General features: G+C 44.0%; 3 protein-coding genes. All 3 read right to left on the bottom strand.

Annotated elements, in window-relative coordinates; translation table 11 throughout:
* Nucleotides 1-115: 115 nt before the first annotated feature.
* The 3 genes from AC58P7_RS09055 to AC58P7_RS09045 all read right to left on the bottom strand — a co-directional run bounded on the left by AC58P7_RS09055 (nucleotide 116) and on the right by AC58P7_RS09045 (nucleotide 13542).
* Nucleotides 116-6640, bottom strand: coding sequence for a pectinesterase family protein (locus AC58P7_RS09055; protein ID WP_497341937.1), 6525 nt, complete (start codon nucleotides 6638-6640; stop codon nucleotides 116-118).
* 56 nt (nucleotides 6641-6696) lie between these two features.
* A complete protein-coding gene (locus tag AC58P7_RS09050; RefSeq protein ID WP_497341936.1) occupies nucleotides 6697-8406 on the bottom strand; it encodes an S-layer homology domain-containing protein in 1710 nt (569 codons plus the stop codon).
* Nucleotides 8407-8490: 84 nt separating this feature from the next.
* The gene (locus AC58P7_RS09045) at nucleotides 8491-13542 is read right to left on the bottom strand and encodes a pectinesterase family protein (protein ID WP_497342059.1); all 5052 of its coding nucleotides are present in this window, start codon (nucleotides 13540-13542) and stop codon (nucleotides 8491-8493) included.
* Between the last annotated feature and the right edge of the window lie 367 nt (nucleotides 13543-13909).

The raw sequence follows: 13909 nt of genomic DNA, 5'->3' as shown, positions 1-13909 counted from the left end.
AAAAATAGGTTCAACTAAATAAGAAATAATTCAAATATTGTTTGTTTTTATTAAAAGATTTAACAATTTTATAAAAGAGGCGAGCCTCACTATGGATTTAGACTCGCCAAGTAAATTAATGACTTAATATTTTCCTCGCAATTGCTGCCAGATCAACAATATCCAACTTGTTATCCTGATTAATATCGTATCTTTTGTTTTGAGTCCAAGATGAACTAACTGAAGTCATACCGTAGTTAGCAGAAATAATGGCCAAATCACCAATACTGGCTTTTGTATTTATTGAACTCAAGAACCTTTGCAGCGCTTGATCTAAATTAGTCACAGCTTGATCCACTGCTGATTGATCGGCATTTGGATTATTTAACACAAGGACCGGACTGCTGATGGAAGCGTCCAACCTATTTGCCTCACTCTGGGAATATTGCCCCCATCTTTCACCAATCGATGCAGAAATCAACATGGCTCTCACAGCAGCTATTTTCGAGTTTAACGCAGCCTTGGAGGAGACGGTTTCCAAGAGATCTTCTGCTGTTTGCAGATTCGTTATAGCTGCATTTACTTGACTTTGCGTGGATACCGTACTGTTATTTACTGAAATTGCAGATTCTAAATACGCTTGCAGCACCGTCCAAGAGGTTGGCGTGTAGTGATCGGCATTCAGAACTGACATTGCAGCAATCTTACTGACTAATAAAGCTTTATCAATCTTTAGCTGCAGGGATGCAAATGTATTGTTTATCGTCGCTTCCGTCCCAACTTCGTCAGCAATGACAATACGATTTAAGTAAATGAGTGTCGTTGCCTCTCCGGGCTGATCCAACCCTGCAGCCTTCCAGATCAATTTCAATATATCTCCGCTTGTACGAAGTCCTGAGTTCAGACTTGCGAGTAAGATTCTGACTTTCCCAGTCGAATCATTATCCACGCTTACTACGGAAAGTCCAGGGATCATTGATTCCGCAGAAACGAAATGAATAAGATTCGGGTTATATTGGAACGTCAAGTCTTGCGCATATACAGCAGAGTAGACACTGTTGGCATCCATGCTTAACCCATAAAAGAAGTTTAAGTTTTGGCCAACATAACCGGACGCTGCTCCTGTTAGATTGGCTACTGGCAAGCCGGCAGATGTAATGGCAATAGTGGCAACTACCTCATTTGATTGACCGCTCTCCCCAGCCGTATTCATTGCTGTTACAACATAATAATAGGTATTCGCATTCAGTCCAACATCTGTATACGTGCTTCCAGTAACAGTAGCAATCGTTTGGTACCCCGTACCACTAGATGTGCTTCGCTTCACGTTGTAAGAAGTCGCTCCTGCTATGGTGTCCCAAGCTAAGTGCACTTGGGAATTGCCTGTTAATTGACTAAGGTTGGTAGGTGCTTTCGGAACTTGCACAATTCCTGAATCAAGAATTTTGATTACCCCTGGACTAATCCCTTGATCTAATTGGAATGGAACTCCGGCTGTCGAATAATCTGTATTCTTCATCTGAATATTACTTGCGATTCCTTCCAAATGGATAAAAGTACTCGTACCTCTAGGAACTAAGACATTGTTAAACAATACGTTAGAAGCATTGGTTAATGTGTAGAGTGCCCCACCAGAAGGCGTAATTTGAACATTATTCAATTGAACGTTCGCCATATTGGTAGATACCCAGCCAGTCGTAGACTTGATCTTCACGTTAGTCAGATCAATATCGTGAACAGGTACATGAACAAGCGCGTCAATATTCACTGCTTGATCAGCTCCGTCAACCGTAACATTGCTAATATGAATGTTTTTAATCTCAGGAACCCGTCGATCTACGCCAAGTTGGGCATTATCCAACACAGCGTCATGGCCATTATAGAAATCACTTATACTAATAGCCGTTCCACCAATATTTTGCATATGAATGCCATCGATATAAATATTTTCGATAGGTCCGCCGTTACCTACATAACTTTTGATGTTAATGCCGGCATCCGTTCCGATATACTGGTTGTTTCTAACCGCAAGGTTGTTAATGCCACCGGAAGTGTTGCTACCCATCGACAATCCTCCGTGGCCACGGAATACGATATTATCGGCAACGACGACATTCGATAAGGCGGTGGACGGGCTTGGGTCATTGCTGGACTTCATGCCAATCCCATCATCCCCGGCATTAACCGTATTATGGTACATAACTACGTTTTGTGAAGAAGTGACATCCAGGCCATCGCCATTCTGGTTCCACGCATCGTTGTTTACCGTTGCATTTCGAATGACGAGGTATTGATCGCTCGTGAAGCTTGTAGCAAATTGCGGTGAATTCGTAAAGGTAGGCCCGTCGATAAGAACATTCGAGCTATTATTTATATCAAGCATCAGAGGTCGGCCAACGCCTACGGCTTGTTGAGACGGATACCACATGCTTCCATCTGCGCTTACCACGCCGCCCAAAGACAACATGTACGTCCATTGACCTGCGGTGAGCTTGGATTTTTTCAAATAACGCCAGTACTGGCCGTTTCCGTCAATCACGCCATTACCAGTAATGGCAATATTGCTGAGCCCTGTTGCCAAGAGCATGGACTGATATCTCGTGGAGCCTGGCGTGTAATCGCTATAGTCAGGACTAAAGAGGATTTTGGCGCCATTCTCCAGATGGAGATTGATATTGCTCTTCATCTGAATCGGTCCAGTCAACCAATCGCCCGCCGGTACTACGACCCGACCTCCGCCTGCATTCGCAGCGGCTGCAATCGCATTCGCAAACGCGGCTGTATTCTTCGTCACGCCATCGCCAACCGCACCATAATCCTGAATATTAAAGTCCTGGTTCGGATACGAATAGAGCAAAAACGAAGGCATGGCGAACGGCAAGTTCGTCAAATAGGATTGAAGGTCGGTTCCACTTGTGACTGCACCTACGGAACTCAGCGCTTGAACGGTTACATTCGCAGTCACCGGAACGTTGGTTCCAGTTATCACCCCTTGAGCCGTGAAGCTGCCGGCCGATGCATATTGTGTCTGGCTGACACTGCTCCAGGTTACACTCAGGGCTTTCTCCGTTTGGTCAGTGAAATTTACAGGAACGATACTTGGCAGATAAGGCGCAACGCCTTCAATGGTATAAAGCTGAAGTGCCGGTACATTCGAAATCGTTTGACTTGGAACCGATGTCGTGTTGACAACTTGAATAGCGAAAGCCAGCGTGTTGCCAGAATTAAATGTAAACGTTAAGGTGGATGCTCCAATCGGCAGCTGAGCCAAATAGGATTTGTTAATCGTATACAAATTTCCGTTCACACTGAAGTCCGTCGTAGGTACCAGCTGATACGTGCCATTAGCAAGACCGGTAACGGATTCCCCAGGAACTTGCACGGCCACGAAGAGATCCGCTTGATTAGCAGTGTTTCGATCAAAGGTCCCTACGCTTGAAATCGCCACTTCATTTGAAGAAGCACTTTCACCAGAGTCATTGACAGCGGATACCTTATAGAAATACGTCGTTCCCTGACTTAAAGAGGTATCCGAATATCCGGTTGCAGTAAGGCTTGTTGCAATTTTCGTGTAAGGACCTCCAGCGGTCGAACTGCGATAAACCGAATAGGTTTTAGCGCCAGCAACCGCATTCCATGCTATGTTAATTTGCGAATAGCCTAAGACCGCAGTTAAACCGGTAGGGGAAACTGGTTTGGCCGATTGAGGCTTCTGAGGAACGACGCCGATTAAAGTCGGGTCCCATCCATCCGATCCTTTGAACACATTCTGTACGGTATATTGATTGGCTTCACTTGATGTTAATTGACTTGTCCACTTATATCTGCCTTTGGGGTTCGCTCCAGGTCCGGTGGTGTTGTATTCCCCATAGAGCGCGGTTGATTCGTTAGCCGTATTCCCCCAGTTATCCCAGCCAACCGCTTTAATATGCGCATCCATCCAAGTGTTAATGTACTTCACATTGGCGTATGCTCTCCAAGGTCGGCCTAAATCCACGGTACCGTTGGTAGCGGCAATATTGTTGTCAATATCCCAAGATGGATCCCAGGTTCCGACCGTTACTGAATTTTTCAGTGAGGACGTGCCTCGACTCAATTTGGAATTCAGGAAAACGTAACCGTAAGTGACAAGCTGATCCGTAGAGGCCGCTGTCGTATGCCCACCACCATTACCGACAAACTTTATTTCCGAATTGTCAAAAATGGCGGTTGCATTTCCGAAAATCCAGTCTACATCGCCTTCAATAATAGCGTTTCTATAATATTGACGGCCGGAGTTTACGTATAACGTATCTTGAAATCCAGCAAGTCGTACATTGGTAAATACAACCCGGTCTGCAGTCACATAAAGTGCAACAGATGGACCTACAGCCGTTCTGTTGAACGCCGTATTCTGGATCGTCAAGTTATCGGCTGTAAAGTTATTCGCTGAAACGGAAAGCGTGTAGCTGTTACTAGTACCTACAGCATTACCATAATCATTGTAGGTCAGAATCGTTCCGTCCCTGCTTTCCCCTACGAAGCTAATATACGGTTTCGTGCCAGGTACATTCATTTTCTCGTTGTAAACACCATTGCGGATATAGATGACCCGTCTGGTCGTATTGCCTCCCGGAATCGAATCGACGGCCGCTTGCACCGTTGTGAAATCCCCCGTACCGTCCTTCGATACTACGATGACATGCGCAGGTGTAGCTATCGCAGCCGAGCTGTCGGCACTCTCGCTGCTCTCATTGACGGCGGAAACTGTATAATAATAGGTGGTTCCGTTCGTAACACCACTATCCGAATAGCTCGTTCCGGTTAAGTTTGCAATTGTCGCGTATGGACCCGTGATCGAGGCGGCACGTTTTACATGATAAGACACAGCACCGGCAACCGCACTCCATGTCAGACCGATTTCACTATCCCCCGCTTCACCTGCTACATTGAGCGGAGTCGGAGGAGAACCGGGTTGAGCATTGAAAGGGGTCACACTTACCTGATTCGAATTCATGCTTTCCGTCTGAGCGTTGGATGCAGATACGACATAATAATACGCGCTGCCGTTGACAACGGTCGTATCGGTAAAGGCAGGCGTGGTCACATTGCTGGCAACGATGGAATAAGACCGCCCCGACAATGTACTCCGCTTCACCGTGTAGTAGGTTGCACCCGTTACCGTATTCCAGCTTACATCTACTTTGGAATTGCCCGAAACTGCGACAAGACTCATTGGGCTAGCAAACGTGGATACAGGCGCAATCAGCAGTGGTGTCGAATTCCCGCTTACTCCGCCAATATTTTTGGATTGAACCACGTACGTATAGTTCGTTCCGTCGGTCAATCCAGAATCGGTATAACTCGTTGTTGTTACGCCAAGGGCAATATTCGTATATGTAGCTCCTCCGTCATTGCTCCTCAGTACATTATAACTATCCGATCCTTGTACGGCACCCCATTGCAAGCTGACTTGACTATCCCTTGACGTACCCTTCAGTCCTGTAGGGGCAGTCGGCGGGTCTGGCGAATAAACCGGAGTGACATTAGCTTGAAGCGAATCCGGACTTTCTCCATTCCCAGTTACCGCACTAATCACATAATAATAGATAGTGTCATTCAATAGATTCGAGTCGGTATAACTGTTGCTTGTCACATTTGAAATGAGCTGATAAGGTCCCCCAGACGTCGTGCTCCGTTTCACGTTATAGGAAGCAGCCCCTGTTACCGCAGTCCATCCAATTGTCGCCTTTGTATTGCCGGCAATCGTGTATAACCCGGTTGGCGTCGAAGCAGACAACGAGCTTGGAAACACGGTATTTCCAAAGGAATCCACAATGGTCACTTGGCTAAAATCAACCGTGCCATAATCTACCCCGAGCCCGATATACACACTGCCGGTACCAAAAACAGCATTGTTGGTATCCGTAAATGAATATAGTGCTGTACCGGTCGTGGTTCCGTTGCCGTAATTCGTACCGTCATTAGATATATACGTTAAATAAGTGCTGTTCTTGCTAACTGGATCCGTTCTCTTCACCAGCTTAAAATAAAGCGATTTTGTGCTTAAATCACTCATCAAGATCGGATAACCAGCGAGTTGATTGGTTTCACTCACGGCAGTTCCGACGTTTCCTGCGGAAGTCGCGGATGTCACATGGTTTTGCCATGTATATACATAGCTGCTATTTTTCAATGCATTGGAGGAATTCACCTCCGTCGACTGTTTCGGCTGAAACGAAAGCATAATTGAAGGAGAAATCGAACTTGCATTTGCGTCATTAGGATCGATCGACTTCTTGACAAATAGCAATGCTTTGTTCTGATAGCTTAACGCTCCCGAACCCGAGGTATCCGTTGCGTTCGAAGGTTGATTCTTAAAGTTGTTTACTTTCGCGGTAACAGTAAAGTCTCCAGTAATTGGTGTATACGTCGCATACATGGTGTCACCTTGGGACTGCAACTTGCCGCTGGCGGTTCTCAATGAAATGAGGTTGTTAACATAATTGGCATCGTAATTCGAAAGCGCGGGACAAGCCGCATCGGTACATTTGATGGCAGACGCACTCCAATATTGCGGCAAAGTACCTGCCAATGCAGCGATTGGTAACATCGGAATACAAGTAGTTAAAAGTATCAATCCCAATAAAATCTGAATCATGATTCGGCGGTTACGCTTCATTTCCTATCAATCCCTCCTTGAATGTAAGCTCTGATCCATCGGATTCTCAATTCTCATTAATGATTGTAAATGTTGTACATGAGCACTACGGTTTCCGCACGAGTCGTAGTTTCTTGTGGATATATAGCTTGATTGTAGCCTTGTACGAATCCGCTATTCACCAAAGTTGAGATGCTGGTCGCTGCGTAAGAAGAAACCAAGCTTGCGTCCTTAAACTGATTGAAGGCATCCTTATTCGTGTTAATTGCCAGCCCACCCGCTTGATTTAAAGCTCTAGCGGTTAATACCATCATATCTTCCCGAGTTATAGGCTTGAGTGGACTAAACTTGTTATCGCCAATTCCGTCCGTAATCCCCAATCCCCTTGCTATGCGCAGCGAATCGTTATAGTAGGCATCTGCCGGAACATCGGAGAAGGCAGCTCCTTCGTCTCCATGTAATTCCAATGTCCTAACAAGTAATACCAAGAAATCAGCTCTTGTGATGGCTTGGGAAGGCTGAAATTCTGTTTCTGACATGCCATTGACAATGCCTTTGGAAGCCAAAACTTCAATTTGCTTTTTGGCCCATTGTACAGATTGAAGATCGTCGAACGATTTAACTAAGTAAGCAACAGCGTACGTGCTGAAATGCGTAGTTTTAAAGGTCACACGTCCTGTTGTTGAATCGTATTTGGCGCTAGGAACTGATGTCACGTTGCCCGTACCGTCGATATACCAAACTACGATATGTTCTGGATTTTGGAGTTCTTCAGGAGTAGGCGTATAAGGTATACTTACCGCTACCGCAGCTTGACTATTTTTCCAAGGGATAACCTGATCACCTGATTCAAGGCTTAACTCAATGACAGGATGGTTACCTACTTTACTTCTAGCATCCGCTTGTAGATTCTCTGGTTGAGCTTGAGCAATGCGAATACTTACATCTGCCGAAGAAGCATCTCGTTTTTGAAGCATATTACTAGGTAATACAATCGTGGCAAAATCGGACATAATTTCGATTTCCCCATTTTTTGTACTCGTAGACACAAGAGATGTTGGAACGACTTGCAAGTATCCCTTTGCTTCAGAATTTTTCGGAATATCAATAACAACTTTTTTAATTCCCTTCTCATTTTCCACAACTTCATCTTGTGCCCGTTTCAAAGCATTTGAATCCACCGTCGATGTCACTGTTTTTGTAGCTTTATCAAACTGCACATCTGGAACAATATTGCCTGTTTGGCCATTTCCTTGTTGACCATTTCCTGTTTGGCCGTTTCCTGATTGACCATTCCCTGTTTGGCCGTTTCCTGTTTGGCCGTTTCCTGTCGAATCATTAATCGTCACGCTCTTTGATGCGTTACTGGTATAAACAACAGAAGCCAGTTGTGAATCAACAAGCTTTAAATTGGAGAGACCAATCTTGGTACTGCCCTTTTGAAGCGATTTAAATGTTACCTTCGCTAAAGTGGCATTCCCATTCGCGCCAGGTTTATTCCCTATATCAGTATGAGCTAATTGCACACCATTACTGGTAAAAATGGGATCAATATTAAATCCCCCATTACCTGCCGTATAGCTGATAAACTTGAGTTTGGATCTGTCATAAGTCAGATTAATTTCGTAACCAAACAAATCCGACAGATTTGTGGCGTTAACAGAAACTTCAAATTGACTATTAAGAGTTGAACTATCTTGAGTTGTAGATAGCGAGAAATCAGGACCACCGCTTGCTTGTATGACAGCTGGTTTAGTTAGGATAATTAAACATATCATCAACAACATTATTCTTAATCTAACCATTAGGACACCAACTCCCTTCCAAATTAGAGAGCAGCTGTTCTGCTCTCATTTTGATACAAATACCGATTAATTATTTAATATTTTCCGTGCGATCGAAGCCAGATCAGCAATATCTAATTGATTATCATGATTGAAATCATATCGCTTCACGCTCGCCCAATCACTTCCCGTCCATGTTTTTCCATAATGAGATGCAACGACAGCCAAGTCGCCAATGCTAGCACGCGTATTCACTGAGGCAATAAAAACTTGGATCGCTCCAGTTAAATGAACGACAGCTTGATCTACGTCCGCCTGTGTTGCTTGAATCGTATTCGAAATTGCCTTTGCTCCCGTGATTGCTGCAAGTAAAGTATCCACCGATGTTTTTGAATACTGTCCCCATAGCGTTCCGACAGTTCCTGCATCTACTGCGGTTTGTGCTTCATTAATTTTTGTAAGCAACGCTGTTTTATTGGCTGCATCTGGCGACTTAATTAACACCTGATAAGATGAACCATCCATGCCAGATTCTGCTCCACTTCCATCTGCAATGATGGCTTGGGTTAAATTCACAGTACTTGATACATTCTCTGCTACGTTGCCTGCCTGGAAGTGAAGTTGAAGAATACTTCCCAGATTTCCAGTCATGGATACACCAGGCGTAGAGCTTGCAACAAGAACTCTCACTTGTCCTGGAGTGCTCGACTGATCTACAACGGATATGCCATTAATCAATGATTCTGCCAATACAAATTGCAATTGATTTGGATTATAAGTCAATGTTATATCCAGCCCATATACTTGCTCCGACACCCCTGACCATCCGTAAACAATATTCAAGGATTGGCCTGCTGTAACTGATGGAGGCCCCGTCAGAACGCTGCCAGCACGAACGTTAACAGTCGCAATAGCTTTTATCGTTGTACCTTGAACGGTTCCTATTACCGTAAAACTGCCATTTTGGGCATACAGTTCCGGAGCGATAGTATCCCATGAAACTTGAACCTGTTGTGTTGTTCCATTTGAATAAACAGCGTCGATAACTGAAGGCAGCATCGGAGCCGTACCAACTGGTGTAACGATCTGTATAGAAGGAATAGAGACAATAGAGGCAACAGGCGTTTGGATAGATGGATCCCAATTGTCTGTGCCGCCAATCATGCTGCTTGCTTGGAAAATCTGGCGGGGCGTATAGCTTTGCGCTTGATCGCTAGTTAGCTGATGAGTCCAAGCAAGCCTCCCAGTAGGATTGGCTCCAGGCCCACTGCTGTTATATTCCGCATAATTAGCTGTCTTCTCATTTGTAGCATTACCAAAATTGTTCCAACCTGCTGGCGAAATATGCTTCTCCATATACGTATTTAAATATACAGTTTGAGCATAAGGACGCCATGGTCTACCCAGATCTGATGTACCTGCAGTGCTTTGTATCAGCGATTCGGAACTGACTTTGCTGTTCATGAATACGTACCCATACTGTTGCCCCTTCGGCGTCGAAGCGGCTGTCACATGGCCTGCCAGTCTGGAATGCAATTCGCTGTTTTCGAATACGGCTGTTCCCGGCCCGAAAATAAAATCGACAGAACCGGCAATGTAACAATTTTTAAAGTAAGAGCGATAGGTTTGAATCGTATTGTTATTAGCATAATTCGTCGGATCCGCATTATCGGTCAGGTTACGCGTCAGCAATGTGTCTTGATAACCAATCATTTTACAATTTTCAAAAGAAGCCTTATCCGCATACACGTCGACTGCTACGGACTGCCCGGCTCCAGATCCTGAAGAATTGATGAACGTCATATTTTTAGCGTTGAAATCATGGCCTTTAATCATAATCGTATAATCCGTATAAGTACCCAGACCAAGCAATGTACCGTCCAGACCTGTCTTTTTGGGATTGTCGTCGTAGGTTAAAATCGCTCCGTCCTCACTTTCACCGATTAGGGAAATGTAAGGCTTTGTTTCAGGTATCAACACTTTTTCGTAATAAACACCATTCTTCACAAAAATCACGGTTCTAACATTATTCTGATCCGGCACAGCATTAATTGCAGCTTGAATAGTTGTGAAATCACCGCTGCCGTCTGCTGCCACGAGGATCGTTTTCGCATCTTGACCAAGTTCTGGAAGTACCGATACATTCGCTATAATCGGCAAAGTCGACCCTTGTATTGTGCCCTGCACCTTAAACCCTTTGACATTCGTTTGGGCATACTGATCCGCGGGAACATTATTCCATACTACAGGAAGAGATTGGGATATATTATTGTTGTAATAAGCCGTCACTTGAGCCGGTAAGCTTGGTGTAACTCCTGCTTTTATTTTAATGTCTACAGGCTGATAACCCTTAATCGCCATAGGAACAACATGAATGGATAAAGAGGCTCTTTGCGAAAAGCCTGTTACAGTCCCCTGGATACTTACAGTACCCATTTGTTGATATTTAGCAGGATTAACTAAATCCCAAATAACAGGGGCTGAGGTGACAGAACCATCATCTCTTATTACCGTCACTGTGGAAGGTAAAGATGGTGCAGTCCCGATTGCAGTTGTTACGTTTACTGCTTTGAAACCTATCGTAGATTCTTGCCCAGTTATCGTAATGGGTAATAAGCTTGCGATGGCTGTGCCGTCATTCATTGACGCAGCAACAACGACTTTCCCATTTTTCTTTGCAGTTAACAGACCGCTTGCATCAATCGTGGCAGCATCAGTAGGTGTAAGATCGCTATTGTAAACAGCCCATGTAACTGTCGATGGAGATCCATTTATCGTTTTCAAAGCGCTGATTTGCAAGCTGTCACCTTTACCAGAAATCGAGGTAACACTATTCGGCGTGCTTAGATTAATTCCGTATCCTTGACTGTCCGTCACAGGTGTGCTAATCGTTAAATCATCCAGAAGCACCTGGGAGGCTACGGTCGTATTATTGTTTGGTCCTATGGATTTAAAGGTGTTGATATCAGGCGGAATGACGGTCTTATCATAGAACGGCTGCCCGCTTAGAACCTTTGACCCGTTATAATAAACATCAACAGCCTTGTTCGGGATATCCACTACAGTCTTTACTGAAAACCATGTGTTAAGAGATATTGCGGGAATGATAATAGGCGAAGTGACACCATTAATAACGTAGCTTAACGCTCCTGAATTTTCAGTGTTTAACCATACGGCAATCTTGCCGTTTGAACCTAACAATTGAAATACCCTGTTGTTACCTGTTGGTTTTGTTGCATAAGTACCATTAGGTACACCGTTCGTTAAATTCGGAGGAGATGGAAATTTCATGTATACCTCTGCCGTTACAACACCTGTTTGCGCCGCAAAGTTGCGTAATACGGAGACATAACCTGAATTTTCATCATCTAGAAACAAACTCTTCGCATCTCGAGCTCCATCTGCTGCGATACGAATTAAGCCTGGGGCATAACCTGATGCAGTCCAGTAACCGCCTGGCACATCACCAACGTTATAGCTGGTAAAATCCTCATTAACGGGAAAGGATTTGTCATGCACGACAGCGCCGTCCTGCACGATATTCGTACTATTCGTAGCGTTAATCCCTCTAGCTAAGCTGCAATTATAAAAGAATATATTCTCTGTGTAGGCTAGTACTGCCTGAGTGAATGAACTGTTGATGAATTGCACATTCTTCAATGCATTGTCTGAAGTAGGTGTCGAGGCCGCCCCAGTCAAGGAAATGATATTATCTGTTCCCGTTCCGGTCGTATCATTATTTCGAAGATTAATAAAACGAAAATTGCTCATATCGGAAGGGTAAATATCGGGAACCGTCAACTTATCGTAATTGGAGTTTAACTCAATTTTGTTAATTAGCGAGTCTCTAACCTGAATATTACGTATATACCCGCCCCTTGATGTACTCGTCTTAACTTTAAAACCAGGAGTAACAACGTTAGACGACACATCGACAGGTATGAGATTACAATCTTCTGCATATACGTCGCTAACGCCGCCGGACATTTCACTTCCGATTACTATTCCACCATGTCCACCACTGAACGTATCTCCACGATAATAGATAAAGCGGGAGGGTCTGCCGATATCTCGGCCTTCTTGGTTGATACCGGATTTTATCGCACTGCTGTCATCACCGGTTTGAAAGGTAGAGGAAAGGATGTATACATTTTCAGAGGAGTTAGGGTCAAAGCCGTCCCCGTTATGGACGGATGTGTTTATGTCGAGTCCATAAGCTGTAATATCTTTACTGTAGACAGGGACAATTGTCCACATCATCCCGTTTCTGATTTGCAATCCGTCTAGATACACATTTTGGGCGTTCATGAAGCTAAGCAAGCTTCCGCCTCCATAGGTCTTGCCGACTTCTTTCACGTCATTGTCATATTCCACCCGTAAGTCTAGACCATTTTGCGCGTCCCCAATCGTCCCTGGTCCTATGATGGCGATATCATGGATCGAAAAACCATAATTGTTGTGGTCCATAATCCCTGCGTTAAAAAGACTTGCATAGGATTCTGGTTCTTCTAAACTATGCCTGGCCATCACAAAAGGCTTAAAATCGGCTTTGTGTGTGCTCGGTTTAATCTGGGCCCCTGCATCCACATACACGGTAATGTTGCTGTGATTAAAAAATAGCGCCCCCGTTAAATATGAACCAGCAGGGAAATATACAGTTCCGCCTGGTGGACATGCATCTAATGCAGCTTGTATGGCAACTGTATCCATGCTCGTACCATCGCCGGTTGCCCCAAAATCCTTCACATTCATTTTTACCCCAACTGGCTTTGTTGTAATTTGTACAGTGTTACTATCTTGAGATTCCAGTCCTGAAGCATCTTGAGCCCGAACAATAAAATGATTTGTTGTATTAGGCGACAAGCCTAGAACCTTATAGTATGTTTTGGAAGTCTTTCCAACTAACAAACCATCACTGTTGTAAATGTTATAATTAGTTACGTAAGAGTAGGTCAATGGCTTTTCCCAAACTAGGACCACCGAATCTTCCGTGTTTGATGCCGGCGACATTCTAAGATCTGTTGGAACATATACAGCATTTGTAGATGCCCCGATGGCGTCAGCTAGAGCATACTGAGATACTCCCGGTAAATAAGAAACAATTAATAGGAAAATCATTGCAAATATCGTACTTCGCATTTTTTTCAAATTATTTACACTCCCCTTATAAAATTTTGACAAGGCTACAATACAAAGCGTACTTTAAATAAACCGCTTTCAAAATAAGTTTTCTTATACAGTTTTGTTTGTTATTATTAATGCTTTATTTTTAATAAGACTTATGATTTTTTCTTGCTAACCTTATAAGAAAAGCTCCCCTAAACCATTTTCATGGTTTGAGGGAAGCCCCTTTTCTTCTTATTAGTTTGGAACTACAAGATGATGTTCTTATCATCCAATAAAACTAACCGCTAGCAGGAGAAGGCTGCCGATCCATTGACTTCGGTGCTTTCTCCTGCAACCTCATGATGTGATGGTAGTAGTTTGCTTTTATCACTTTTTGCAA

The organism is Paenibacillus sp. J22FR5 (assembly GCF_059691975.1).
This window is presented reverse-complemented; position numbering and strand designations above follow the sequence as displayed.